17 protein-coding genes, 1 rRNA gene and 5 pseudogenes are annotated in these 24,923 nt (G+C 39.3%); 17 read left to right on the top strand and 6 right to left on the bottom strand.

The window, feature by feature from the left end; translation table 11 throughout:
- Window positions 1–44 precede the first annotated feature (44 nt).
- Window positions 45–1,581, bottom strand: a 16S ribosomal RNA gene (locus Q9Q86_RS16005).
- A 562-nt stretch (window positions 1,582–2,143) separates the two neighbouring features.
- On the opposite strand from Q9Q86_RS16005, the pseudogene Q9Q86_RS16000 reads away from it, so the two are divergent.
- Window positions 2,144–2,380: pseudogene (locus tag Q9Q86_RS16000) on the top strand (YfiR family protein); the annotation flags it as partial.
- 61 nt (window positions 2,381–2,441) lie between these two features.
- Here the strand turns inward: Q9Q86_RS16000 and Q9Q86_RS15995 are convergent.
- Window positions 2,442–3,320: pseudogene (locus tag Q9Q86_RS15995) on the bottom strand (IS3 family transposase); the annotation flags it as partial.
- Here Q9Q86_RS15995 and Q9Q86_RS15990 point away from each other — a divergent pair.
- From Q9Q86_RS15990 to Q9Q86_RS15970, 5 genes and pseudogenes are all read left to right on the top strand, one after another.
- Window positions 3,319–3,642 (top strand): annotated as a pseudogene (locus Q9Q86_RS15990) (YfiR family protein); the annotation flags it as partial. The pseudogenes Q9Q86_RS15995 and Q9Q86_RS15990 overlap by 2 nt on opposite strands.
- Window positions 3,643–3,647: 5 nt before the next feature.
- Window positions 3,648–4,265 (top strand): annotated as a pseudogene (locus Q9Q86_RS15985) (CHASE sensor domain-containing protein); the annotation flags it as partial.
- Between the two features lie 50 nt (window positions 4,266–4,315).
- A protein-coding gene (locus tag Q9Q86_RS15980) for an IS5 family transposase (RefSeq protein ID WP_112987637.1) occupies window positions 4,316–5,067 on the top strand; the annotation gives its coding sequence in 2 pieces (ribosomal slippage) (window positions 4,316–4,652 and window positions 4,652–5,067; 753 coding nt in all).
- Between the two features lie 12 nt (window positions 5,068–5,079).
- Window positions 5,080–5,688: pseudogene (locus tag Q9Q86_RS15975) on the top strand (diguanylate cyclase domain-containing protein); the annotation flags it as partial.
- Between the two features lie 3 nt (window positions 5,689–5,691).
- A complete protein-coding gene (locus tag Q9Q86_RS15970) occupies window positions 5,692–6,162 on the top strand; it encodes an OmpA family protein (RefSeq protein WP_112987320.1) in 471 nt (156 codons plus the stop codon).
- 42 nt (window positions 6,163–6,204) lie between these two features.
- Here Q9Q86_RS15970 and Q9Q86_RS15965 read toward each other — a convergent pair whose 3' ends face one another.
- Window positions 6,205–7,215 (bottom strand): metallophosphoesterase, encoded by a 1,011-nt coding sequence (locus Q9Q86_RS15965; RefSeq protein WP_112987319.1) that lies wholly within the window; start codon window positions 7,213–7,215, stop codon window positions 6,205–6,207.
- 163 nt (window positions 7,216–7,378) lie between these two features.
- Here Q9Q86_RS15965 and Q9Q86_RS15960 point away from each other — a divergent pair, with 163 nt between their 5' ends.
- Window positions 7,379–8,944: a phospholipase D family protein gene (locus tag Q9Q86_RS15960; RefSeq protein ID WP_227540274.1), complete on the top strand. Its 1,566-nt coding sequence runs from the start codon at window positions 7,379–7,381 to the stop codon at window positions 8,942–8,944.
- On the opposite strand, the gene Q9Q86_RS15955 is transcribed toward Q9Q86_RS15960, so the two are convergent.
- Window positions 8,937–9,764, bottom strand: a complete 828-nt coding sequence (locus Q9Q86_RS15955; protein WP_112987318.1) for a 1-acyl-sn-glycerol-3-phosphate acyltransferase — start codon at window positions 9,762–9,764, stop codon at window positions 8,937–8,939. The two genes, Q9Q86_RS15960 and Q9Q86_RS15955, sit on opposite strands and share 8 nt — an antisense overlap.
- A 395-nt stretch (window positions 9,765–10,159) precedes the next feature.
- Here Q9Q86_RS15955 and hflX point away from each other — a divergent pair, with 395 nt between their 5' ends.
- From hflX to Q9Q86_RS15930, 5 genes are all read left to right on the top strand, one after another.
- Entirely contained in the window at window positions 10,160–11,509 is a 1,350-nt protein-coding gene (gene hflX, locus Q9Q86_RS15950) for a ribosome rescue GTPase HflX (protein WP_112987317.1), read from the top strand.
- Window positions 11,510–11,546: 37 nt separating this feature from the next.
- Window positions 11,547–11,909: a hypothetical protein gene (locus Q9Q86_RS15945; protein WP_112987325.1), complete on the top strand. Its 363-nt coding sequence runs from the start codon at window positions 11,547–11,549 to the stop codon at window positions 11,907–11,909.
- A gap of 12 nt (window positions 11,910–11,921) precedes the next feature.
- Window positions 11,922–12,590 (top strand): LrgB family protein, encoded by a 669-nt coding sequence (locus tag Q9Q86_RS15940; protein ID WP_004909187.1) that lies wholly within the window; start codon window positions 11,922–11,924, stop codon window positions 12,588–12,590.
- An 87-nt stretch (window positions 12,591–12,677) separates the two neighbouring features.
- Window positions 12,678–13,121, top strand: coding sequence for a DUF2147 domain-containing protein (locus tag Q9Q86_RS15935; protein WP_112987324.1), 444 nt, complete (start codon window positions 12,678–12,680; stop codon window positions 13,119–13,121).
- 236 nt (window positions 13,122–13,357) lie between these two features.
- Window positions 13,358–13,816 (top strand): DUF2147 domain-containing protein, encoded by a 459-nt coding sequence (locus tag Q9Q86_RS15930; protein ID WP_112987316.1) that lies wholly within the window; start codon window positions 13,358–13,360, stop codon window positions 13,814–13,816.
- Window positions 13,817–13,865: 49 nt separating this feature from the next.
- Here the strand turns inward: Q9Q86_RS15930 and Q9Q86_RS15925 are convergent, their stop codons facing one another.
- Window positions 13,866–16,049: a carboxy terminal-processing peptidase gene (locus Q9Q86_RS15925; RefSeq protein WP_005403215.1), complete on the bottom strand. Its 2,184-nt coding sequence runs from the start codon at window positions 16,047–16,049 to the stop codon at window positions 13,866–13,868.
- Between the two features lie 235 nt (window positions 16,050–16,284).
- On the opposite strand from Q9Q86_RS15925, the gene nagZ reads away from it, so the two are divergent.
- Both nagZ and Q9Q86_RS15915 read left to right on the top strand, forming a co-directional pair.
- Window positions 16,285–17,304 carry a beta-N-acetylhexosaminidase gene (nagZ, locus tag Q9Q86_RS15920; protein WP_112987315.1) on the top strand — a complete coding sequence of 340 codons (1,020 nt, stop codon included), beginning with the start codon at window positions 16,285–16,287 and terminating at the stop codon, window positions 17,302–17,304.
- 129 nt (window positions 17,305–17,433) lie between these two features.
- Window positions 17,434–18,276 carry a class I SAM-dependent methyltransferase gene (locus Q9Q86_RS15915; protein WP_039048170.1) on the top strand — a complete coding sequence of 281 codons (843 nt, stop codon included), beginning with the start codon at window positions 17,434–17,436 and terminating at the stop codon, window positions 18,274–18,276.
- Window positions 18,277–18,317: 41 nt separating this feature from the next.
- On the opposite strand, the gene Q9Q86_RS15910 is transcribed toward Q9Q86_RS15915, so the two are convergent.
- Complete coding sequence (locus Q9Q86_RS15910; RefSeq protein ID WP_112987314.1) at window positions 18,318–19,628, bottom strand: alpha/beta fold hydrolase; 1,311 nt, start codon at window positions 19,626–19,628, stop codon at window positions 18,318–18,320.
- 355 nt (window positions 19,629–19,983) lie between these two features.
- Here Q9Q86_RS15910 and Q9Q86_RS15905 point away from each other — a divergent pair, with 355 nt between their 5' ends.
- The 3 genes from Q9Q86_RS15905 to pta all read left to right on the top strand — a co-directional run bounded on the left by Q9Q86_RS15905 (window position 19,984) and on the right by pta (window position 24,880).
- Window positions 19,984–21,249, top strand: coding sequence for a glutamate-5-semialdehyde dehydrogenase (locus Q9Q86_RS15905; protein WP_039048171.1), 1,266 nt, complete (start codon window positions 19,984–19,986; stop codon window positions 21,247–21,249).
- A gap of 285 nt (window positions 21,250–21,534) precedes the next feature.
- The gene (locus tag Q9Q86_RS15900) at window positions 21,535–22,710 is read left to right on the top strand and encodes an acetate/propionate family kinase (RefSeq protein WP_004909205.1); all 1,176 of its coding nucleotides are present in this window, start codon (window positions 21,535–21,537) and stop codon (window positions 22,708–22,710) included.
- A gap of 34 nt (window positions 22,711–22,744) precedes the next feature.
- Entirely contained in the window at window positions 22,745–24,880 is a 2,136-nt protein-coding gene (gene pta / locus Q9Q86_RS15895; RefSeq protein WP_112987313.1) for a phosphate acetyltransferase, read from the top strand.
- Window positions 24,881–24,923 lie beyond the last annotated feature (43 nt).

Below are 24,923 nucleotides of genomic sequence, written 5' to 3'. Positions count from 1 at the left end.
AAGAACAACTTGTTGTGGATTCTTACCGGTCACCAATCTTTCGTTAAGGAGGTGATCCAGCCGCAGGTTCCCCTACGGCTACCTTGTTACGACTTCACCCCAGTCATCGGCCACACCGTGGTAAGCGTCCTCCTTGCGGTTAGACTACCTACTTCTGGTGCAACAAACTCCCATGGTGTGACGGGCGGTGTGTACAAGGCCCGGGAACGTATTCACCGCGGCATTCTGATCCGCGATTACTAGCGATTCCGACTTCATGGAGTCGAGTTGCAGACTCCAATCCGGACTACGATCGGCTTTTTGAGATTAGCATCACATCGCTGTGTAGCAACCCTTTGTACCGACCATTGTAGCACGTGTGTAGCCCTGGCCGTAAGGGCCATGATGACTTGACGTCGTCCCCGCCTTCCTCCAGTTTGTCACTGGCAGTATCCTTAAAGTTCCCATCCGAAATGCTGGCAAGTAAGGAAAAGGGTTGCGCTCGTTGCGGGACTTAACCCAACATCTCACGACACGAGCTGACGACAGCCATGCAGCACCTGTATCTAGATTCCCGAAGGCACCAATCCATCTCTGGAAAGTTTCTAGTATGTCAAGGCCAGGTAAGGTTCTTCGCGTTGCATCGAATTAAACCACATGCTCCACCGCTTGTGCGGGCCCCCGTCAATTCATTTGAGTTTTAGTCTTGCGACCGTACTCCCCAGGCGGTCTACTTATCGCGTTAGCTGCGCCACTAAAGCCTCAAAGGCCCCAACGGCTAGTAGACATCGTTTACGGCATGGACTACCAGGGTATCTAATCCTGTTTGCTCCCCATGCTTTCGTACCTCAGCGTCAGTATTAGGCCAGATGGCTGCCTTCGCCATCGGTATTCCTCCAGATCTCTACGCATTTCACCGCTACACCTGGAATTCTACCATCCTCTCCCATACTCTAGCTTCCCAGTATCGAATGCAATTCCCAAGTTAAGCTCGGGGATTTCACATCCGACTTAAAAAGCCGCCTACGCACGCTTTACGCCCAGTAAATCCGATTAACGCTCGCACCCTCTGTATTACCGCGGCTGCTGGCACAGAGTTAGCCGGTGCTTATTCTGCGAGTAACGTCCACTATCCAAGAGTATTAGTCTCAGTAGCCTCCTCCTCGCTTAAAGTGCTTTACAACCATAAGGCCTTCTTCACACACGCGGCATGGCTGGATCAGGGTTCCCCCCATTGTCCAATATTCCCCACTGCTGCCTCCCGTAGGAGTCTGGGCCGTGTCTCAGTCCCAGTGTGGCGGATCATCCTCTCAGACCCGCTACAGATCGTCGCCTTGGTAGGCCTTTACCCCACCAACTAGCTAATCCGACTTAGGCTCATCTATTAGCGCAAGGTCCGAAGATCCCCTGCTTTCTCCCGTAGGACGTATGCGGTATTAGCATTCCTTTCGGAATGTTGTCCCCCACTAATAGGCAGATTCCTAAGCATTACTCACCCGTCCGCCGCTAAGATAAGGTGCAAGCACCTCATCTCCGCTCGACTTGCATGTGTTAAGCCTGCCGCCAGCGTTCAATCTGAGCCATGATCAAACTCTTCAGTTAAAATCATTTTGCACCTTAGTTAAGACAAGGTGCTAATTCTGGCTCATCAATTTTCTGACTAAAAATTCGCTCAAATAAACTTCGAGAAATTTCTACCATTCAATCAATGAAAATATATTCGATCGATCAACCAGTAAAAATCCACACAAGTTGTTCTTCTATTCTCTTAATGATCTTCTCGATGATTCGTCATCATCAAGCTAGGTCGGCTATATTACTCTAAATTTCTTTAAAGTCAACAGGTAATTTAGATATTTTTAAAACTTATCAACCAACCCAAGAATCTAACCACTTTAGCCAAATCCTTGTTTCTCAACAAGTTTTTATCCGCATCACCGCCGATGGATGTGCATTCTACAGCATTTCAGTATGGTTGCAATACCTTTCCAAAAAAAACTTATTCAACAGAACACTTTTTAGACTGAATAGTAATTTTTTATCATTTAGATTAAGTATTAAGAACTTTTTTTAAACAATTAACTCCAGTAGAATGTGCCTCTTGGTTCACATTTTTGGTTTTTTTTGATTGAAAGTACGGTTTTCACATGCAACGGCTCAATTTATATTACTTATAGTTTCAATAACTATAGGTCAGTTCTGTTACGCCCTTTCAAATCATACCTTCTATGAACTGACGTTAACTATATTAAGTTATACTAAATGGCCGAACGCATCTAAACCCGTGATTTGTGTTTTAGATAATCCAGAAGCAGCCAATCAATTTCAAACAAGTGTTAAGCTGCTCACTTACGACTATCAGGTTCAATCTGTTAATACAAAAGAATTTCCTGGAACAGAAAGAGATGGTCCCACTTGTTTGAACAACTAAAAGCTTATTTATAAGTGATATTCTGCTCTAGTTAAGCTACCTTATTTTGTTGTGGTAGCTGGTCATAGTAAAACTCATCTGGAGTCATTTTGTCCAGACTCGAATGAGGTCGTTTCAAATTATAAAATTCAAAATAGGCATTTAATTGCTTTTTCGCATCAAAAACATTGCTGTAGGCTTTGAGATAAACCTCCTCGTATTTAACGCTCCGCCATAATCGTTCAATCATCACATTATCAACCCAACGACCTTTACCATCCATGCTGATTTGGATGTCATTTGATTTTAACACTTCAATAAATGCATCACTGGTAAATTGACTGCCTTGGTCTGTATTAAAGATTTCAGGTCGGCCATATTTTTCAATAGCTTCATTTAATGTTTCTATACAAAATGCAACCTCCATACTAATCGATACGCTATGGGCAAGCACCTTACGGCTGTGCCAATCAATCACAGCACATAAGTAGACAAAGCCTTTTGCCATAGGGATATACGTTATATCCGTTGCCCACACTTGATTACTCCGTTGAATATTCAATCCTTTGAGCAGATATGGATATTTACGGTGAGCTTGATTGGCCTGACTTAGATTTGGTTTACGATATAACGCATTAATGCCCATTTTCTTCATTAAAGTACGTGTATGACGTCGTCCTATATGATGTCCTTGACGGTTCAATAAATCACGCATCATACGGCTACCTGCAAAAGGGTATTGCATATGTAATTCATCAATACAGCGCATCAGCTTCAGATCTGATGCACTCACAGGTTTTGGGCGATAGTAATAACAACCACGGGAGACTTTCAGTAGCTTAGCTTGCTTAGATACTGAAATCTGAAGTGAGTCGTCGATTAACTTTTGTGGTTGAAGCGGCCCAGTTTCTTCAACACACCTTCTAAAAAATCAATTTCAAACAAGTGTTAAGCTGCTCACTTACGACTATCAGGTTCAATCTGTTAATACAAAAGAATTTCCTGGAACAGAATGTCATGTGGCGTATTTTTCAAATACCTCACCTCAACAACAACAATCTTTAATTCAGTCTTATCCATCTCGCTATTTACTTTCACTTAGTACCAATAATCCTGCTTGTGAAATAGGCAGTATTTTTTGTCTTTACAATAGAAAATCATTTCCTACGTTTAAAGTTAATTTGGATGCATTAAGTTATTCCAAGGTTCACATCGACCCTCGAGTCTTAATCTTGGCGAAGAACACGGAGTAGTTAAAGTGATTTCAAATTTATATCAATCTACTTCATTACATGCATTATTCCGTAAATCTCAATTTACTATTTTTGCTATTACTTTTGTGATTTGCTCATGTACTTTCGCTACGATTTCTATGTTTACAATGGAAACCTACGCCAAACAAAATCTGCAGTTGTTAAGCCAAACGGTTATTGAGCGGATTCAACCAGCAGTCGTGTTTAAGGATAAAGGGGCAATTGATCAAATTTTAAAGGATTACACAACCGAACACGCCATACGTAGTATTCATGTTTATGATCCACAACAACAATTGTTAGCAGAAAGTACAAAAAAAATAGCCAGTACGTCTTTTTTACAAAAAATGTTGGATGAATGGTTCCTGCATGATCCAATTAAACTGATGATTTTCCACCACCAAAAGAAGGTCGGAGAATTGGTTCTTTATGGTAGCTCAGAAAATATTGTTCACTTTTTAAAGACGATTATTATTGGTTTAGCCATTTCAATGTTTTTTATCGTGATTGCATTACTTTGGTCAGTCAATTTAACTTATCGTCAAATTATGCAAGCAATTAAACCACTTACTCATATTGCTCAGCTAGTCAGTGATCAAAAAGCTTATAACTTAAGATTTCCTAGGGCTTGTTGAGAATTAACAAAGACTACTGATTAATTTATAATAGTACTATGGATAGATACATACTTACTGATGCCCAATGGGCAAAAATGGAACCTTTTTGCCTAGGTAAAGTGACCGATCGAGGTCGTAGTGGAAAAGATAATCGATTATTTTTAGAAGCAGTCCTATGGATTGCCCGTACAGGCAGTCCATGGCGTGATCTACCTGCTCATTTTGGTAAATGGAATACCGTCTTTAAAAGATACCGTGACTGGGTTAAAGCTGGTGTATTTGAAACTATTTTTGCATCTGTAAATGAAGATGTTGATTTGGAATACGCCATGATTGATGGAACGATTGTTAAAGTTCATCGACATGGGCAAGGTGCAAAAGGGGGACTTTCAAACAGTCTATAGGTAAATCTCGAGGTGGAATGACCTGTAAAATTCTTGCCTTAGTGGATAGTCTAGGCAACCTCATTAAGTTTCGATTAATGCCTGGTCAATATCACGATTTAGTAGAAACCAAACCTTTAATTGAAGATGTTGATTTTCAAGCATTACTAGCTGATAAAGCATTTGATGCAGATTGGCTCATCCAAGAACTCAATGAACGTAAAGTGAAAGTGGTGATCCCACCCAAATCTAATCGAAAAGTAATGAGAGCATTTGATACGACTATGTATAAATGGCGTCATCTCATTGAAAACTATTTCTGTAAGTTAAAAGAATTTAAACGTATAGCGATGCGTAGTTGTAAAACAGATACGAGTTTTGAAGCCATGATTCAATTGTGCGCGAGTGTAATTAACTCTCGGTAATTCTCAACAGACCCTAGTAATCACATTAAAGAATTCCAAAATTTGAATAATGTATTTAATGAGCTATTAGAGGAAATTCAAATTTGGAATACGAACCTACAAAAAGAAAACAGGCAGTTGTCCTTCAAAGCTCATCATGATCAACTTACGACACTGCCTAATCGTCATTTTTTCTATGAAGAATTATTGAATATCTTTGAAAATCCAAGTTATAGAGAAAATTCTGCTTTAATTTTTATTGATAACAATAAGTTTAAAGTGATCAATGATCGTTATGGGCACTTAGTAGGTGATGCCGTTTTAAGAGAAATGGCTCTACGTTTAAAACAATCTGTCAGGCAAGAAGATTTTATTGCTCGCTTAGGTGGTGATGAGTTTGCAATTATTTTGCATTCAATTCATCACGCTGATCATCTCGAAGCGATTGCTGAAGGTTTACTCGCGAGTTGTAAGGAGCCTTTAGATTTTAACGGTGAAATTATTCACTTTGGTTTTAGCTTAGGTATCGCTTTCTCCCAGTATGCAGAAAATCCAGAAGATTTGGTAATGCAAGCTGATCAAGCGATGTATAAAGCTAAAAATTTAATCCCTCATTGGTTTTTATATAAACCAGAAATTTAGGACATGTTATGCGCGCTCAAACCATTAACGTTACTCTGCCTAACATTGGCTGGCTGCTTGAGTTTTGGTCCATTGAAGTATCGTCAGGTCAAAATGTTAAAAAAAGAAGGCTTTGTGCTGACAGAAGAAGGCTGGAGCTTAGGATTACCTGAACGATTACTTTTTGATTTTAATAAATCAGATATTAAACCTGAGAATGGCAAAGAAATTATTCGCTTGGCCAAACAACTTAACAAGTATGATCTACAAAAACTCAAAATCGTGGGTCATACAGATGATATTGGAAACCCTGAATACAATCAGAAGCTTTCTGAAGAGCGAGCTCAAAGTGTTGCAGGCATTTTCTTGAAAGAAGGCTTTAAACAAACAAATTTAAATGTGATTGGTCGTGGTTCAAATCAACCTTTCGTACCTAACACATCAGATGAAAATCGAGCTAGTAATCGTCGTGTAGCGATTATTATTATTCCTTAAATTAAAACTTACTGAGAAAAGCCAACTGTAATGTTGGCTTTTTTATTTTAGCTCAATGATATCTATTGTCGGTGGAACTCGGAATCGAAATGGTACACCAACCATACCTGTACCTACGGTCACAAATACATCAGCATGTTCGTGGGTATAAAATCCCTTTTTATGCCCTAAAATCGAGACTCGCTTCATAATATAATTAGTAATCCACGGCAACTCAATTTGCCCACCATGAGTATGCCCAGAAACCATCAAAGGTCTTGTAGGCAATTCTGGAACCATATCTACGGTATCAGGGTTATGAGACAGTATTAGCCATGGTTTATCCTGTGGTAATTCAGGCATGTATCGCATGTTCGCTTTACCAGCCCAAAGATCTCCAACACCGATCAATCGAAACTCGTCAAACTCAACAATCTTCCCCTCTATATCTATAACATCATTGTGTTCTAATGCTTGTTTCAACAACGCTTGAATCGGTGGTCCAGGATATTGCTCATCATGATTACCAGGTACTGAATAAACTGGCGCATGGATTTCACGCAAAATTGCTAACTCTTGAACCAATCTATTTTCAGGCTCATAAGTCCAATCACCTGCAACGACAACAAGGTCTGGTTGTTGCTGATTCAGTTTTTTGACGATGGTTTTTAATTGGCGTTCATGTCCTGAAAATAATCCAACATGCATATCGGCAACCACTGCCAATTTTATTGGTCTAGTAAACTCTCGGTCTGGATGTAAACGATATTGATGATGCTTCACTTGAACAATATGAGGTTCAATAAATCGAGCGTAAATTAACAAACTACTCAATAAAAATACGAAAGTACTTTGGTGCAAACTATAATAGTCAGACCAACCTGCATATAAGCTAAAAAACCATAGTGGAATTAACAAATAGGATAAATAAAACGCTAATAAATGAATAAACGCTTTAAAAGGATGTATGGTTTCAGTCCGAGATTGATGAATCCAAGCTTGAATCAATCCCCAAAGTGCTAGAAGTGCAAAAATAGCATAGAAAATAATAATAACTGTATCTGAACTATACATTACAGACTTCATCAACCTCACCCAAGGACAGCATGCTTATATTTATCTTTTTTGATGAAATGCTATACTCAAGCACAACATTTAATCAGTAATAATTATGACGCAATTTTCTCAGATAAATAGTCAGCATACACATATAAGTACAACTACTTACAATAAAACTATGCTTGCGATTTATTGCAGTATTGCGATCGGTGTTAGTGGCTGTAGCACCTTACCTGAACATAAAACATTGCCTACAGCTTCAGTTGCAGTAGAACCTATTGACACTTCAGAAACCACTTTAGCTCAAATCATCGAGCCTTTACAGCAGCAAAACCCAAATTTGACTGGGTATCATGTTCTTTTTGAACCTTTAGAAGCTTTGGCAGCTCGTCTAAGTTTAATTGATAAAGCTGAAAAAACTTTAGATCTTCAATATTATATTTGGGATAATGACAAAGTCGGTGCACTCGCCTTACATGCACTGATTCGAGCAGCGGATCGCGGCGTCAAAGTACGCTTATTGATTGATGATAATAATGCCAAACAAACTGAAGGGATTTTCCTCGCCTTAGCACAGCATCCTAATATTCAAGTTAAATTATTTAATCCATATCGTTTTCGCAAATATCGTGCCTTAGATATGATTTTTGACTTAAAACGTATTAACCGTCGGATGCACAATAAGAGCTTTATTACAGACCATCAAGTTGCCCTGATCGGTGGTCGAAATATGACAAATCAGTACTACAATGTTAGTGATAGTTATCAGTTCTCTGATGTTGATGTGATGCTTTTCGGTACGGCAGTCAATGATATTTCCCAATCTTTTGATGATTACTGGAATCATGAATATGCTTATGATGTTAGAGAAATCGTCAATCCCAAATCACATCGCTTAAGCTACGAAAGCTTAAAGCAACAATTAGATGATCACTATAAAAAATCAACAGTGCAGAATTATCTTGATTTAACCAGCGAATCCACCGCGATCACGTCACTAATGAATCGCGAGATTGCATTAGACTGGGTTAAAGCTGAAGTAGTAAAAGACTCTCCCGACAAAGTGAAATCAAAAGCAAAAAAGCATGAACATTTAAACTTTCAGCTGATCAATCACCTAGAAAAACCTGAAAAAAATATCGACTTGATCTCTGCTTATTTCGTTCCAGAAAAAAAGGGTGCGAAGACATTAGGCGACTTAGCGCAAAGTGGTGTCAAGGTTAGAGTTCTAACGAACTCTTTTAAAGCCAATGATGTCGCTGTAGTACACGCTTTTTATGGTAAGTATCGTCAGAGATTGCTTGAAGACGGCGTTCAACTTTATGAATTTGTGCCAGCTTTAGACAAAGAAGATTTGGATAAGCATACCGATGATTTGGCAAAAAAAGCCAAGGTCAATATGAAAGGTTTAAGCCGTTCAAGTTTACATGCCAAACTGATGGCTTTAGATGAAAAACAGGTATTTATTGGCTCCTTTAATTTCGATCCACGCTCAGCTTATCTCAATACAGAAATCGGAGTTTTATTAAATAGCCCACCTCTAGCCCAAGCTGTTCATAACACGATGGATCAAAACTTAAGCAAGTATGCATATAAATTAGTGTTAGATGCTAACAAAAAAATTAATTGGCAACGTCAAACTAATGAAGGCATGATTAATCACACCAAGGAGCCTCGAATGAAATGGTGGCAGAAAGCTGGTGTAAAATTCCTGTCATGGTTACCTATAGAAGGTTTTATGTAACATCGCTGTCAGGCATCACTTTTAATACCTTACGATGTAACTCAGCAAGTCCCTCTCTCATCTTTTGATCAACTTCTTTGGTTAGTGTATCGACTGTATGTCCAGTTACAGGAATTGCAGGTAAAGTTAGTAAGTGAGCCGTGACTTGAGGCATTTCCAAAACTCTTTGTACATGCTCTGCAAAAGACATTTCACCAATAAAAGGTGCGATCATGTCCAATTCACCTTGTTGGTTGACATAGCAAATCACGCAAATCTGCACAGGACGCTGAGCTTCAATCGCTGCCCCCAATAATCGACCATGAACTTTTTTGACTTTACGACCATCTGTCGTGGTGGCTTCTGGGAAAAAAAGAACAGGAATATCTTTTTTCAAAAACTCAGTGATCTGTTCTTTAATTCGGAGAGAATCACCTGAACCACGTTTAATAAAAAGTGTTCCACCGCCCTTTGCAAGATTGCCTAAAATTGGCCATTTCTCAACTTCAGCTTTTGCCAAAAAGAAAATGCGAGCACCTGAACCAAGCACCGCTACATCTAACCATGAGATATGATTGCTCACCCAAAGCGCTGGCTCACGAGGAATAGTTCCATGAACTTGTACTTCAATATTGAAAACCTCGCATAAACGTCGACAAAAATACTGTACATAACGTGTGTTAACAGGGTTATTAGGATCTTTATATAAGCCGTGACGATAAATGAGATAAAAACCTTCACCAATCGTTTCTAAGCCCGAAGCCAATTTTCTACTGTATAAACTAAATTTTGATAACAAATTTAAAGGTGTACCAGTAACTGCTGTTGTTTCTTGAGTCATAAATCACTAAAACCGTATGCAAGTCTGCATGTTATTAACTTGTTATATCACGCAAATATCTTTGGATAAAAGTTTCATTGATGACAAAAAGCGAACGTGGAGATAATTTTTTTCAATTTCAAATGAATAAACAGATTGATTATCATAAGTAAATCGAAATAACTGATCAAAAGGTAAGATTATGACTCCCGAAATGAGCACTCACCACGAAGACGTTAAAATTTCTTATAGATACGCTCTTAAAATGTTTCTAGGTTGGTCAATTCTATATATGGGCACCCTGATTGGTTTTATTGAGCTATTACGTCGCAATCTCATATAAATAGTCTAACTTTTTGCCCTTTCGTTGAAGTTTATTCTAGAATAGGAGTTCAATACCTAGGATAAGATACAGCGTGGAAAATATTACACAGCGACAAAGTGGTGAGCGAGCAGTTTTAGTTAGTATCTCTGTTCAAATGCTCGATGACCTTGATGCTGAAGAGTTCCAATTGCTCGCACAATCCGCAGGCGCAGAAATTCTTGAACATATTTCTGTGCAAAGAAATAAACCAGATCCTAAATTCTTTATTGGTTCCGGTAAGGTAGATGAAATTGCTGAGTTGGTACAAGAATTAGAAGCTGAGTTAGTCATTTTTGACCATTCACTCTCTCCTGCTCAAGAACGGAATTTGGAACGCATCCTGAAATGTCGTGTAATTGATCGCACTGGTCTTATTTTAGATATTTTCGCCTTACGTGCCCGTACACATGAAGGTAAACTTCAAGTTGAACTTGCACAACTCAAACACTTATCCACTCGCTTAATTCGCGGTTTCACTGGAAATTTAGAACAACAAAAAGGTGGTATTGGTCTTCGAGGTCCAGGTGAATCACAATTAGAAACAGATCGTCGTCTGATTCGTGTTCGAATTACTCAACTCAAAGACAAGTTAGTTAAAGTACAACAAACTCGATTACAAGGTCGTGCAGCACGTCAGAAAGCGGCGATACCGACCATTTCTTTAGTCGGTTATACCAATGCTGGAAAATCGACTTTATTTAACATCTTGGCAAAAAGTGATGTCTATGCAGCAGATCAATTATTTGCAACCTTAGACCCAACTTTAAGACGTTTGGAATGGGATGGTGTCGGTACCGTTGTTTTAGCTGATACAGTTGGTTTTGTCCGCAATCTTCAACACGACTTAGTTGAATCTTTCAAAGCAACCTTAGAAGAAACTTTAGAAGCAACATTGCTATTACATGTTATTGATAGCAGTAGTCCTAATATGGATGAACAAATTGAAGCCGTTGAAAGCGTGTTAAAAGAAATCGGAGCAGATGCCCCTATTTTGCATGTCTATAATAAAATTGATCTCAGCGGTGATGCAGCAAAAATCATCTACAAAGCCCCCGATGTTCCAGATCGAGTTTATGTCTCAGCTCATTCTGGACAGGGACTTGAATTATTGAGTCAAGCTGTTCAACAATGCCTTATGGGACAGTTACAACACTTCGATTTAGTTCTTAAACCTGCCTACGGTAAACTACGCACTCAGCTATACACGCTAAATGTTATTCAATCTGAACATTATGATGAACAAGGTAATTTACAATTAACCGTGTGTATGGCACCTAATAAACTTGAGCAGCTGATTAAACAAGCTCATTTGCCATTCGATGAAATTCTGGGACAAAAAGCGACTCTTTTCCAACGACCATTGGAAGAGTTCGAGCTAAATGACACCACCATATCGCATTAACAGCAACCTTGAGAATATAGATACGAGTTTAAGAGAAATGAAAGATATAGATTGGACAGCTTGGTTTTGCACGATCCTGTTAATTATTGTGTTTCGTGAAGGTGCTGTTGCAATTACCAAAGTCTTTCACCATCCTGAATTAGGTAATTTAGTAGGTCTTATAGGTTTATTGATCACATTATTAATATGGAGACGTTTCAGAAAAATCTCGAATCGTCTCATTGATACCAATAACAAAATTATGAAAGAGAGTGCTTTCGCCTTTCTTCCCATTTGTGCTGGTTCATTAATTATGTTGGTACATTTGGGCAAAGAAATTCCAATGTTTTTGTTTGTATTAACTCTCAGTACTTTATTGCCATTGTGGATTTACGCAAAAATGGCAAAACGCTGGTTATAGGAGTCTCTAAATATGTTCATGATTATTTATGGCTTTATAATCACGTTAGTTAGCTATCTGATCGCTAAACCACTGAATAAACGTATGCCACAAATTCCACTGATTGTCTTTGCGATGTTTATCGTGATTGGTTTTCTGGCTGTCTTAGGAATCCCCTACGAGCAATACATGAAAAGTGTAAATGATGTTTTTAATCATTTACTAGGTTATGTCACAGTTGCATTAGCAATTCCATTGGCTGCTATGCGCTATGACGATTTACCCCTCAAGTCTATGCTCGGTATTTTATGTTTTGCCAGTATCAGTGCGGTCGCTTTACCAATGGGACTTGCATATCTTTTGCATATGTCTGAACCGACAATCTTGGCTTTTGCAACTCGTGCAGTTACCACGCCTATCGCATTAAATATTGCAACCTTACTGCATGCTCCTTTAATGATGGTAACCTTGATTGTAATTTTATCTGGCGTGATTGGTGCTGCATTTTCTCCATGGATTCTGAAGCATATTCATGATGAGCGTGCATCAGGTTTGGCTTTAGGTTTAGCTGCACATGCGATTGGTACAGCACAAGCTTGGCAACGTGGTCCTGTCACTGGACGCTATGCTGCTTTTGGTATGGCTGTAAACGGTGTATTTACAGCGATTTGGCTGCCTACATTTATCTTGTCTTTATCTTAAAATTTGCCGCAAATATCACATAAAGATTGAACTAGTTGCCACAAATCCTACATAATAGAATATCAAACGTTAAAAGGATTTTTAATGATGGGCAAACAACTTATAGGTGCATTATTTTTATCAGTGTTCAGCAGTTTTTCATTTGCAAATGACATTACAGGAATTTGGCAAAGTATAGATGACAAAACTGGCGCACCTAAAGCATTGATTGAAATTCGTGAAGAAGCGAATGGCACATATTCAGGAAAAGTCATCAAACTTACGCCTCGTGCAGGATATACACCTAAGGAAACTTGTGTAAATTGTCCAGCGCCATATACCAACAAACCTATTTTAGGTATGGATGTGGTAACAGGTTTAAAGCATGGTGAAGGTTTGAACTATACCAATGGTCGTATTCTTGATCCAAATACGGGCAAGATTTACAGTATGAAAGCGAAATTAAGTTCAAATGGAAAACGATTACACTTACGTGGATACCTCGGTGTTTCTGCTCTTGGTCGTAATCAAATTTGGATCCGCAATGATTAAATCTTGAAGAATATCGAGCATCTAGTCCCATACTACAACTTATTTAAGACTACGGTTCAGCACTAAAAAAGCCTCATTAATGATCATTTAATCATCATGAGGCTTTTTTATTTCTAGTAAAAAATCATTGAAATTTCAAATATTAAAATAATTAACAATTGTAAAATAATGATTGAATCTATTGTTAGTAATCCGAAATAATAGCTAAACAACAATCATGGCTGAGAGACTCAAACATGTATAAAAAAGGTATTACATTTTTCATTTTATTTAGTCTTAGCCATTTCGCTTTTGCTCAAGATATTACGGGGATCTGGCAAAGTGTGGATGATCTTACGGGGGCACCCAAAGGACAAATTGAAATTACTCAAGAGGCAAATGGTACTTTCACAGGCAAAATCATAAAAATCACACCTCGTACAGGTTACACACCGAAAGAATTATGTACTGGTTGCCCAGCACCTTATACAAATAAGCCGATATTGGGATTAAATGTCATTACCAAACTTAAGCACAAAAAAGAGAGTACTTATACAGGTGGAAAGATTTTAGACCCTAATAGTGGAAGAATCTATAGCTTGACAGCAAAACTCAGCTCAAATGGACAACGTTTACATTTACGTGGTTATGTCGGAGTATCAGTATTGGGCCGCAGCCAGATCTGGATTCGGGTAAATAATAAAGCTGCCGAGTAATACAAAAGAAGCCCTGATGATCAGGGCTTCTTTCTATGACATTTAAATATTATCGACCTTGCAATTTTGCATAATCCAATAAAACATTTGCAGCTTCAGTAATAAAAGTTTCTTCCTCAGGTAGCGATGGACGAAGATGAGCTTTCATTTTTGCACGTGACTCAACCAAAGCATCAATTGAAGCTTGATAACTTTCCCAATTTGCATAAGGAGCCTGTCCAGTCGCTTTACGACGTTGGTTTTCTGCATCTAAAGTTTGCTTCTCAAGATCTATCAATTCAGCTCGACGTTGATCAATATCCAATACTACTTTCTTTTGATCAGCCGTTTTTTGTGAAATTGCTTTACGCTCTTCTAAATACTTAAACTGCGGATCAAGTGCTACACGTTGCTGAGATAACTGAGTTAACTTCACTGTATACGGCTGAACTGAACCTTCACGTTTAAATGGCGCAGTAGGAATGGTATCCCATTTCAAGGCATTCTTAGCTTTACGCTCACCAAATTCATCGTTATAAATATCGACCAATTTAATATCAGGAATCACGCCTTTATTTTGAGTACTTCCACCTGTAACGCGATAAAATTTACGCTGTGTTAAGGTCGCCTGACCATGTGCCAAAGAATCTAGTTGAACTTGGGCTGTACCTTTACCTGTGGTAGTACTACCAATAATGATACCGCGCTCATAATCTTGGATCGCTGCAGAGTAAATTTCACTTGCAGATGCAGATGCTAAGTTAACAAGAACGGCCATAGGTCCTGCATAAATTTGCTCGCCCCCATCGGTATCTTCAAAGACATTCACATTACCGTTGCCATCTCTGATTTGTACCACAGGTCCAGATTTAATCACTTGTCCAAGCATACGAGCAACTTCTTCTAAAGAACCACCTGGATCATTACGCAGATCGACCAACACACCTTCTACTTTTTGTGCTTTTAATGATTCAAACGCTTTTGCAGTATCTTCAGACACAGAGCGATATTCAGCACCAGCACGACGTGAACGATAATCAAAATAGAATGATGGAATTTCTATGACACCAAAAACATGCTTTTTGCCATCTCGATTGATTTCAACGGTACGTGAACGAACACCTGCATCTTCTTCTTGGATGACATCACGCACTAAAGTAACATTACGAGCCTGACTCATAGATGCGCCTGGACCAAGTAAGCGCACAACGACTTTTGTTCCACGTTTACCACGAATCAGACCAACAATCTCTGAACTCGGCCAACCAATGACATCAACCATTTTTTCGCCATCTTGAGCTACGCCAATAATACGATCGCCTGATTTGACTTGACCAGATTTACTTGCTGGTCCACCTTCTACGATGGTTTCAATTTTGGTGTAATCTTCATTGCCACGTTCAGGACGAATCGATACACCAATTCCCTCCAACTGCAAAGTTGTTTGACGATTCAGCTCCATTGCATCAATTGGTGGATAGTAATTGCTATGTGGATCATAAGTCGCCAACATTGCATTTAGAGTTTTATCTAAAACATCATCACTTTTTATACGACCTATTCTTTCTAACTGACGTGTATAACGCTTAGTGAGCGTTTGAACTGGCGTGAGGTCTTCTGGACCCGTCAAATCTTGACCATTGGCAAGAGAAGGATTTGCCTTTAATGCCTTTTGCTTCGCTTGCTCTTCTTCTTTGCTGATCGTCAAATTAATCAACTGTGAAACTAGCATTTTCTGCCAATGACTTTGTTGCTCTGCCGATGTTTTGAAATACGGCGCTTTTTCACGATCAATCTCAAGATAGACATCTTTTTGATTTAAGTTTTGTGGCTTCTTCAACTCTGCCAACATGTACTCATAAAACTGCTTTAAACGTTCACGATATTGAGCATGAATGGCATATGGTCCAGTCAAGTTCCCAGCTTTTAAAGCGCTACCAAAACTTGAGCCATATTTATTTTTATAGTCTTCAACTTCACTGCTTAAAAATAAAGAATGATCTGGATCTAAACTATCCAAATACATATCCAAAATACGATTAGATGTTGCCGCATCTAAACGCATATTTAAATAATGTTGGCGATCAACGAGTGTTGCTAACTGGCGTGCGACTAATGCTTGTTCTTGTGAAGGTTTAATTACCGTCGAAACGACTGGCGACTCTGTCGCTGCAAATGCCTCATTTACAGTATGAGAGAAAAATAATCCACCAGTCGCTATTGCAACTGCACACGCTATCATTTGAAGTTTCATAAAATTTTGGTACTTCCTTGGATATGGCAATTATTACACGCTGATCGAATCGAGATGAACATATTTCATTCGTTTTTAACCAATGTGTCTACTTATCGGCTGTGTTAAATAAATGACCAACAAGTATTTATCATCAATATCATGTAGTTTTATCATATTCTGTACTGACAAAATGTAGCAAATCATTGCACAATTTATCTATCGTTTTTTACATCAAAATTCAAACGGAATCTATATGATCGGCGCATTGATGCTAGATATTGCTGGCACAGAACTTACACAAGAAGATATTGAACTATTACAAGCACCGCAAGTCGGTGGAATGATTTTATTTGCTCGAAATATTGAATCACCTCAACAAGTACGTGCTTTAACCGATCATATGCGACAAGTTCGCCCTGACATTTTGATTGCTGTAGATCAAGAAGGTGGACGTGTTCAACGTTTAAGACAAGGTTTTACTCTACTTCCTGCAATGGGAAGACTTGGTGAACGTTACTCAGACCAGCCAGAACAAGCCGTTACTTTGGCTGAACAATGTGGTTGGTTGATGGCAACTGAAGTACTGGCTGTAGGTATTGACTTTAGTTTCGCACCTGTACTGGATCTAAATGACATTAGTGATGTGATTGGTGATCGTGGTTTTGCTAAAAATATGCAAGATATCGTACCTCTTGCAGCAGCCTTTATGCGTGGTATGAAAAAAGCAGGCATGGCAACTACAGGCAAACACTTCCCTGGTCACGGCTCAGTCAAAGCCGATTCGCATGTTGCAGCTGCAATTGATAGCCGCTCATATCAAGAAATTTATGACAAAGATATGCAAAGCTTTATTCAGCTTATGCCTCAATTAGATGCTCTTATGCCTGCACATGTGATTTATGATCAAGTTGATCCAAATCCAGCAGGCTTTTCTCCATTTTGGTTACAACAGATTTTACGCCAAGAACTAAAATTTGATGGTGTACTATTTTCTGATGACTTAAGCATGCAAGCCGCATGTGTTGCAGGTGGTGCAGATGCGCGTATTCAAGCAGCATTAAATGCAGGTTGTGACATGGGGTTGGTGTGTAATGACCGTGCAGCTGCATGTATCGCCTTAGATGGTATTGGAACATTGGCTTTACCAAATCAACAACGTTTAGAACGTATGCGCGGTAAAATTCCAAATATCGAAGTGGGTACCACACTCGTGTTAGATGAAAATTGGAACAACGTCAGAAAAGTCATTGAAGAGTTTAAGAATTCGTTTTAACTTGCGATAAATAAAAGATGATTTAACTCATCATCTGATTGACCTGTTCAGGATTGAATGGGTCAACATCCTCGCGCAAATAGGTTGTGCATGGAAATAGAATAAAATTAAGAATTGAGTCTAGGACAGATGACACAACAACTTTCAAAACATCGCCACATATCATTTACTGCGCACTATACGGGATACATTTGGTATCAAATGGGGATTTCTCATCCTGTCTTTGCTACAGCGAAAGGAAAAACGCTGGCTGCGCTTGTACATCCAATCGAAAGCTGGGCTGAGAAATATGTTGGTGGCAGTATGCGCACAACGTTGAAACAACGCCATACGATGCTTGATCAGCATTTAGAAGATCTTATTCAAAAGTATCCAGACCTTCAGGTGCTTGAAATTGCGTGTGGATTATCACCACGTGGATGGTGGTTTAGACAGCACCACCCTAGCATTTGTTATCGTGAATTAGATTTGCCTGATATGGCAGCCACAAAACAAGCGGCACTACAACAAATTGAAACTGATGCAGATGATGTACTTTCTGTTGATTTATTTACCGAAGCCTTTGCTTCTGCATTTACCGTTTTTGATCCTCATCGTCCCTTGGTTGTGATCAGTGAAGGTTTAATCAACTATTTTGAAAAACCATTGCTGCAACAACTCATTCAAGCTATTGCCAATTATGGTCGTGATTTTAAACAATTACATTATCTCACTGATCTTTATCCCGAACCCACTCAAAATAAACTAGCTACAATTATTTGGAATAGCAGCAGATTACTGAAATGGATGTCCAGAAGCGCTTTTAGCTTTCATTTCAAAACACCAAAAGAAGTTGAACATTTTTTCCACGAAGCAGGTTTTCATCAAGTTATCGTACAACAGCCTAAACAATTTTTTGAAAATGTAACGTTGGAAAATTCAGAACAACATTTAGGTGATCTTGTATGGATGATTAAAGCATCAAATTCTTAAAATAAAAAAGTGGTCATATAGACCACTTTTTTTCACAATAATCAAGCTTGTTTCTGACGTTCAATAAATCGAAGCAAACGATCTGCAACTTCAAAATTACCATGTTTAAATAAAATACGTAATCCTTGCTCAGTTGCATCAAAGATTAAGCATTCGATTTTAAAATCGCCCTCTTCATCAGATAAATGCAATGCAAGATCACGTGGATGTTGCTTCACAAACTCTAACTGCTCAAGTTGTTCCAACTCTAAGTAAACACCAAAGAAAGTAATATCAACAATTTCTACTGGCGCTTCTGTCACATCATGGCGATGTGATAACTTAGAATGGGGATTGAGTACAGGAATACGCTCTTCACCACGACGCTCAATTTTTTTCATTTGATCACGTGTCATAGTGATAATTCCATCAAGGTTATCGATGGATTCACCCTTTAAAAAGGACGTAAACAAATTCATGGTTTCTTTGCGACGCTGCAATTGAGGTACGTGATCGGCATTCGCAATTAAAGCAAATTCCATGTTCTCGCACTGAAGCGCAAAATCAGCATTTTCGTGAGGCAAAGTAAAACTATCGTACTGTCCTGCAGCTACCAAAGTTTTACACTGAGGTACAGGTACATCACTTAAACGCAACAAACGATTGCAGTTAATTTCATAACGCTCACGCTCTGTCGCGGTAAAATCTGCCATCTGTCTAAAGAACAAGCGCTTAGCTGTCGGAGACATCCGCGTTTTATCAAGCTTGGCATGATTTACAAGATACAAAATCACTGCTTGACCAAACTCCTCCATGCGATCTTCTCGCATGAGGTGAAGTGATTCCTCAAGTAGCATACGCCAGCTTTTACGGGTCTTTTGCATCACACCCATCAATACCATACGGTCAACCAATTCTGGTCGTTGATAGGCAAATGATGATGCGACAACCGAACCCAATGACATTCCCATCACGGAAACTTTCTCAATTCCGACGATATCAAGCCATTGACCGAGCATCTTAGACAAATCTGGTAATTCTAAAATTCCAGCGGACTCACCTGTATCAACATTGCGAATCTGCTGATTTGCACCCATTGACGGTAAGTCGATTAAAATAACAGGCCCACTTTCAAAGAGTTGCTCAACACAATACTTATAAGAGTTAAAGTTTTGAAATGCGCCCCCGACAATTACAATTGGCGTATTGTTGATCGTTTTAGGATCTGCAATTGCCATATATTCAATTTTCCAACCATCTATCCATGTTGTACGCGCTGGTTGTTTAAAACTGTTTTTATTGTAAATGTCGAAAAAACCAAAACCTGTATAGGTATGATTTAAATCCGAGTCCATTTGGATAATGGAATTCATATCCTTCCTCCATCCTTGTTTATTTTTCTGCTGCAAGAGTCTCATTTTTGGCGATTTCTACTTGCAAATTAACAAATTTATAAAATTTGTATTACATTTATCCTCTACATTTTTCATTCTATACAAATGCACGTTTTATACGCAATCATTTCCTTCACCACTCGTCCTGTTTAAAGCAATAATCTTTTGCAAAATATTTTACCAAAGTTTTATATTTAACATGTGCATCTCATTTATATAAGAAAAATTGCGCTAATTAACAATTTATAATTTCTTGAATTATGAGTTCAGGCTATTCATTGTTCTTCATTTGACTGTTACTATCATTATAAATACATGCAATCGTTAAAATGCTATGCAAGATTCTATTGAAAACTATATGCAACAGGTTGGTACTCAGGCACGTCGTGCGTCTCGAGTTTTAACTAGTGCATCCACTCATTTGAAAAATCATGCACTGTCTGCTATTTACACGGCTTTGGAAAATAACCAAGCGCAAATTTTAGCAGCCAATCAAATTGATATGGAAAATGGGCGCCAACGCCAATTAGATAATGCGCTTTTAGATCGCTTGGAATTAACCCCTGCTCGTTTTAAAGGGATGTTACAAGGATTAAAAGATGTCATTGCTTTGGTCGATCCTATTGGTGAAATCACAGATCTTGCTTATCGCCCCTCAGGGATTCAACTCGGAAAAATGCGTGTACCGCTCGGTGTAATTGGAATGATTTATGAATCACGTCCAAACGTAACACTTGAAGCAGCATCATTAGCTTTAAAATCGGGAAATGCCATTATTTTACGTGGCGGTTCTGAAGCACTTGAATCCAATAAAGCGATTGCAACAGCAATTCAACATGGTTTACAGGTTTCTGGGTTACCTGAACATGCAGTTCAAGTTATTGAAACATCTGATCGTGCTGCAGTTGGTCATTTGATCACAATGACTGAGTTTGTTGATGTGATTGTGCCACGTGGTGGTAAAAGCCTCATCGAACGAATTAGCAATGAAGCTCGCATTCCTGTGATTAAGCACTTAGATGGCAATTGCCATGTATTTGTTGAAGCTCAAGCAGATTTACAAAAAGCGTTACCAATTGCATTAAATGCCAAAACACATCGTTATGGTGTGTGTAATGCGATGGAAACACTTTTGGTTGATGAAGTGATCGCAGAAGAGTTCTTACCGAGTATTGCTGAACTTTACGCAGAAAAACAAGTTGAACTACGCGGTTGCCCTGAAACTCAACGTATTCTTGGCGATTCAGTAAAAACGGCGACTGAAGAAGACTGGTACACAGAATACTTGGGGCCAATCTTGGCGATTAAAGTTGTCAGTGGCATGGATGAGGCGATTGATCACATTAATAAATATGGTTCACATCACACTGATGCCATCATCACTGAAAATTTCAGTTTAGCGCGTGAGTTCCTTGCACGAGTAGACTCAAGCTCAGTCATGATTAATGCTTCGACTCGTTTTGCAGATGGTTTTGAGTATGGTCTCGGTGCCGAAATTGGTATTTCAACCGATAAAATTCATGCACGTGGTCCAGTTGGTTTAGAAGGCTTAACGTCACAAAAATGGATTGTATTTGGTGATGGTCAAATTCGTCAATAAGATAATCCTAGAATAGAACGGACAAACACGATAAAGCATCATTTTGATCTTTATCGTGTTTTTATACAAAAGATACGCTTAAAACAAACAAATCAATTAAAAGAACATTTTAATTTACAGACTATACTGATCAGATTCAATTATAAATCAGTTGTATAGGCTAAAGTCTATCTTCGCCTAAGTTACAACCCATGTTAAAACATTGCGCTTGATTCCACTGCCCCATGCGTTGCAGCAAGATCAAAGTGTTCGTCATAAAATTTAAAATCAGTTAGGTGTTCAAACGTGGCTAAATCTGTACTTGTAATTAACTGTGGTTCATCGTCGATCAAATATGCGCTTGTTTCAGAACGTCGTGAAGATCGTATTTATGGCTTGGCAGAAAACTTAGGCTCTGCTGATGCGCGTATTAAGGGGGTAACGGTCGGTGGAGAACCGCTTGAATTATCAATTCCACATGCAGACCATGCCAAAGCGTTGGAAACGTTATTAGCTCGTTTAGCAAATTATAATCCTCAAGCAATTGGACATCGTGTGGTTCATGGTGGAAATCTAACGAAAGCCGAACTTTTAACACCTGAAATCGTGAAGCGTATTGAAGCTGCCACACCACTTGCACCTCTACACAATCCTGCACATTTGATAGGAATCGAAGCAACCATGCGCTTATTCCCAGAATTACCACAAGTTGCTGTTTTCGATACTGCATTCCACCAAACGATGCCTGAACGTGCATATCGTTATGCATTGCCACAAAATTTATATACTGAACATCAAGTACGTCGTTATGGCTTCCATGGAACTAGCCATGCCTATGTCACTGAACGTGCCAGCGAACTTGCAGGTGCCAAAAATCAAGGCGGCTGGCTCAGCGCTCACCTAGGTAATGGTAGTTCTACTTGTGCAGTTTGGAATGGTCAAAGCCTTGACACCTCTATGGGTATGACACCTTTAGAAGGTGTAGTTATGGGTACACGTAGTGGTGATGTTGATCCAAGCTTACATTTATTTTTAGCTAGTAACTTAGGGTGGGATATTCAAAAGATCGACACCATGCTAAACAAAGAAAGTGGTTTACTTGGTTTATCAGGCTTATCCAATGATATGCGTACCCTTGTGGAAGCTTCTGAAAATGGTCATGAAGGTGCGACTCTAGCAATCGAAGTGTTCTGTTATCGCTTAGCAAAATCTCTGTCAGCTTTAAGTTGCGGTCTACCACGTTTGGATGGTTTAGTATTTACGGGTGGGATCGGTGAAAACTCAGCTTACGTACGTGAAAAAACGTTGGGATATTTACCACACTTCGGCTTACAGTTTAGTCAAGATAACAACAATACCCTAGCACGTGGTACTGAAGGACGAATTGATGCTGGAACAGGTCCTCAAATTTGGGTTGTTCCAACCGATGAAGAAGGGCGTATTGCCAAAGAAACACGTCAAGTCATTGAACAGACTGCTTAAACCACAAAACAGTTAGACAAAAATTAAGGTCATTATGAATACAATTTTATTGATCCCTACAGGTGAAGGTGTTGGTTTAACATCAGCATGCTTAGGTATGATTTACGCATTGGATTGCAAAGGGATTAACGCAGGGTTTCTAAAACCTTTTTCACAAATTGCAGATACCACTATTGACCGTACTACTACGCTGTATAGTCACCTTTTTCAACATAAGTCAGTTGAACCGATTATTTATGAAAAGTTAACTCAACTGATTGCTTTAGGTGAAACTGACGAACTACTCGAAGAAGCAGTTGCCTTACATCGTCAAATCGCTGCAAATCATGATGTCATTATTGTTGAAGGACTTGTCCCAAATGGTCAGGATCATTTTGCTAGTGAAATCAATGCCGCACTTGCACAAGCACTAGATGCACAAGTCGTATTAGTCAGTACAGCTGATCTTGCAGACCCACGTAAAACAGCTGAAAAAGTTGATGCACATCTACGTCAATTTGGTGGTGCTGCATCAGCACGTACTACAGGTGTGCTCTTTATGCGCACCAAAGGACTTCCTGAAGGCACGGCTGAGATTCCTGTTACACTCGACCCAAGCTTACGTTTAGATGAAAAAATTGCAGAATTCTCAAAAGAACTGCAACGTTATAATCGTTTTATGGGCACAGATGACTTACCGATTATTGGTTTAGTCCCTTTTAGCAACATTCTGAGTGTTCCACGCAGTTTAGATATTGCATCTGTGGTTAATGGGACTTGGTTACACGAGGGTGAAGCAAAGCAACGTCGAATTCTCCATACCAGCTTGATTGCTTCAGATATCGAAGCCGAATTACAAAAATTCGTTGCTGGTGAGCTGATCATCAGTGCAGCACAGCGAACTGACACTTTACTTGCAGCCAGTGTCGCAACTAGCAACGGGATTCCTTTAGCTGGATTAGTTTTAACAGAACAATCAGCCCCAGCGAATAACGTTCTAGAGTTCTGCCAAGGTGCCATAAAACAAGGTTTACCTATTTTACACACACCTTTAGATACGCTAGAAACAGCTCAGCGCTTACACCATTTTGGTAATGAAATCCCAGTCGATGATACTGAGCGTGCTGAACAAGTAACTCGCTTTGTTTCTAGTCATATTGATAATAACTGGCTTGATCAACACACTCAGAATAATCTACATCCGCGATTATCCCCTTCCGCATTCCGCTATGAGTTGGTACAAAAATCGATTGCAGCCAAAAAGCGTATCGTTCTACCCGAAGGTGATGAGCCACGTACTGTTCAAGCTGCTGCAATTTGCCAATCTCGCGGAATCGCGCACTGTATCTTGCTTGCAAAACCAGAATCAGTTGCTGAGGTTGCAAAAGCACGTGGCATTCAACTACCAAGTGATTTAGAAATTATTGACCCAGACAGCATTCGTGACCAATATATTGAACCGATGGTTGAATTGCGTAAAGGTAAGCTTGATGCACTACAAGCTAAAGCTCAACTGCAAGACACTGTGGTTCTCGGTACGATGATGCTAGCACTTGATCAGGTTGATGGTTTAGTTTCAGGTGCCATTCATACAACGGCCAATACTGTACGTCCAGCATTTCAATTAATAAAAACTGCACCAAATTACTCACTGGTTTCATCAATCTTTTTCATGCTATTACCTGATGAAGTCTATGTATACGGTGACTGTGCAATTAATCCTGATCCAAATGCTGAACAGCTTGCAGAGATTGCGATTCAATCGGCTGATTCTGCAAAAGCTTTTGGTCTCGACCCTCGGATTGCAATGATCAGTTATTCAACAGGAACTTCGGGGACTGGTGCGGATGTGGAAAAAGTTGCAGAAGCGACTAAAATTGCAAAACAACGCCGCCCTGACTTATTGATTGATGGTCCTTTACAATACGATGCAGCGTCCGTTGAAAGTGTCGGACGCCAAAAAGCTCCTGACTCACAAGTAGCTGGTCGCGCCAACGTATTTATCTTCCCTGACCTCAATACAGGTAATACGACCTACAAAGCAGTGCAACGTGCTGCCAATGTTGTAAGTGTCGGCCCGATGCTACAAGGCTTAAACAAGCCCGTAAATGACCTATCTCGTGGCGCTTTGGTGGATGATATTGTGTTTACCATTGCCCTAACAGCAATTCAGGCAAAGCAACAAGACTAGTCTGATCTCTTTGCAATAAAGAAAAAGCCATCACTTGATCAAA

It is taken from the genome of Acinetobacter sp. A22, from assembly GCF_030913345.1.
In the GTDB taxonomy this organism is placed as follows: Bacteria; Pseudomonadota; Gammaproteobacteria; order Pseudomonadales; family Moraxellaceae; genus Acinetobacter; species Acinetobacter junii.
The sequence above is the reverse complement of the archived record's forward strand: the minus strand, read 5'-3'. Positions and strand labels throughout refer to the sequence as shown.

What these genes read in the sequence shown, in the direction of transcription:
- Q9Q86_RS15970 (WP_112987320.1), top strand. Translation starts at nt 5,692, where the DNA reads ATGTTATGCGCGCTCAAACCATTAACGTTACTCTGCCTAACATTGGCT.
- Q9Q86_RS15965 (WP_112987319.1), bottom strand. Translation starts at nt 7,215, where the DNA reads ATGTATAGTTCAGATACAGTTATTATTATTTTCTATGCTATTTTTGCA.
- Q9Q86_RS15960 (WP_227540274.1), top strand. Translation starts at nt 7,379, where the DNA reads ATGCTTGCGATTTATTGCAGTATTGCGATCGGTGTTAGTGGCTGTAGC.
- Q9Q86_RS15955 (WP_112987318.1), bottom strand. Translation starts at nt 9,764, where the DNA reads ATGACTCAAGAAACAACAGCAGTTACTGGTACACCTTTAAATTTGTTA.
- Q9Q86_RS15945 (WP_112987325.1), top strand. Translation starts at nt 11,547, where the DNA reads ATGAAAGATATAGATTGGACAGCTTGGTTTTGCACGATCCTGTTAATT.
- Q9Q86_RS15940 (WP_004909187.1), top strand. Translation starts at nt 11,922, where the DNA reads ATGTTCATGATTATTTATGGCTTTATAATCACGTTAGTTAGCTATCTG.
- Q9Q86_RS15935 (WP_112987324.1), top strand. Translation starts at nt 12,678, where the DNA reads ATGGGCAAACAACTTATAGGTGCATTATTTTTATCAGTGTTCAGCAGT.
- Q9Q86_RS15930 (WP_112987316.1), top strand. Translation starts at nt 13,358, where the DNA reads ATGTATAAAAAAGGTATTACATTTTTCATTTTATTTAGTCTTAGCCAT.
- Q9Q86_RS15925 (WP_005403215.1), bottom strand. Translation starts at nt 16,049, where the DNA reads ATGAAACTTCAAATGATAGCGTGTGCAGTTGCAATAGCGACTGGTGGA.
- nagZ (WP_112987315.1), top strand. Translation starts at nt 16,285, where the DNA reads ATGATCGGCGCATTGATGCTAGATATTGCTGGCACAGAACTTACACAA.
- Q9Q86_RS15915 (WP_039048170.1), top strand. Translation starts at nt 17,434, where the DNA reads ATGACACAACAACTTTCAAAACATCGCCACATATCATTTACTGCGCAC.
- Q9Q86_RS15910 (WP_112987314.1), bottom strand. Translation starts at nt 19,628, where the DNA reads ATGAATTCCATTATCCAAATGGACTCGGATTTAAATCATACCTATACA.
- Q9Q86_RS15905 (WP_039048171.1), top strand. Translation starts at nt 19,984, where the DNA reads ATGCAAGATTCTATTGAAAACTATATGCAACAGGTTGGTACTCAGGCA.
- pta (WP_112987313.1), top strand. Translation starts at nt 22,745, where the DNA reads ATGAATACAATTTTATTGATCCCTACAGGTGAAGGTGTTGGTTTAACA.